The following is a 1343-nucleotide window of genomic DNA, read 5'->3' as shown; positions in this document are numbered from 1 at the left end:
TACAGGAATGCTAAACTGCAGCTTTAGTTCAATATGAAAAAAAACCGTCCAGTACCTCAACGATCTTCAAGTGAAACACCCGTTACTTGAAGATCAACTTCTAATTTTTCTTGAATTTATTGATTATATATCTTACCAAAAGAAAAGTACCGATTAACAAAATTAACCCTACAAAACTAATTATGAAACTATCCTCTTTGAAGATAAAAGGACTTAGCATTTTATTGTCAAACAAATAAGCAATTAAGTAATACACGAGGACAATAGCAATGAATAACGACATATCCAATTTTGTCATCCTTTTGTTTTTAACAGCCAAAATTAACCCTATTAAAAAATCAATGAAAAAAATCCACGCTCCAAAATTCATCACCCACCACCTCTTTTTTTAATAGAAATAACTTTATCTTATAATGTAGATTTAATATCATCCTTCTTGCACAATCCTGCACCGTTAGTTAAGAAAGTGCTTTTACTTCAAATTTTATTCGAACTACGAAATAATCATTTTTTAATTTTTTGTTTAATTTTTTTTATTAAGGATATATATATCTTAAGAGGTGACAAAAATTGGATTTCCCAACAATACAAACAAACTTCTGGGATGCAGTTATCGCAATTCCGGTTGTAATGACTTTTACCCAATTAATAAAGGTTTTTATGCGTATACCAAAAAAATTTATTCCTACTGTCGCATTAGTACTTGGTCTAATAATCTCAATTTTTATTAGTCACCGTAATAACTTAGCATCAGGGATATTTATGGGATGGTTTTACGGCTACGCAGCCATTGGCAATTACGCTGCATTAAAAACAGCGATAAATGTTTATAGGACAAGTAAATAAATTGGAATTGCACTCTAATAACACAAACTATAATATGACTTCGAATTACGACATAATACTTTTGTTGTAATTTGCTGCATATTGTTGAAAGCGTATGATTCATTCAATTAAAATAGTAATAAAGAAATCCTTGGACATTTGTTTTTTTAATACTTAGTCTAGGGACTTTCTTTTATTTCCCCCCTCATTAATGGCGCTTTTTACTTCATTTAAGGATAAATTTTCATCTTTTTATAGGTATTTTTTATACTCTAGAAGCAAAAAATTACATCAATACCTATATAAGGAGATGATTTTAATGCCAAATAGGAATACCATTCGAAGTTTATTAGGTATAGATGTTCGTCCTCGATCTTCTAATAAGCACAGTTACGATGTCGATTCCTTTAGTAACCCAATTATTCATAAAAAAATAAATGGGCAAGTTATTGTTCCTCTTGATATTGACAGACTATGGGGAAAATAATTTTACTTCTTTAAGTAAATTAACAAATCAA

At 29.4% G+C, this 1343-nt stretch carries 2 protein-coding genes; both read left to right on the top strand.

Translation table 11 applies throughout. The annotated features are described in order from the left end of the window. Positions 1–570: 570 nt before the first annotated feature. Positions 571–846 carry a hypothetical protein gene (locus tag V7138_RS25015; RefSeq protein WP_335402699.1) on the top strand — a complete coding sequence of 92 codons (276 nt, stop codon included), beginning with the start codon at positions 571–573 and terminating at the stop codon, positions 844–846. Between the two features lie 298 nt (positions 847–1144). Further along, entirely contained in the window at positions 1145–1312 is a 168-nt protein-coding gene (locus tag V7138_RS25010) for a hypothetical protein (protein ID WP_335402697.1), read from the top strand. Positions 1313–1343 lie beyond the last annotated feature (31 nt).

The organism is Bacillus sp. JJ1533, assembly GCF_036965045.1.
Taxonomy (GTDB): domain Bacteria; phylum Bacillota; class Bacilli; order Bacillales; family Bacillaceae_L; genus Ferdinandcohnia.
Note: the sequence above shows the minus strand (reverse complement) of the source record. Positions and strands in the feature narration are given on the sequence as shown.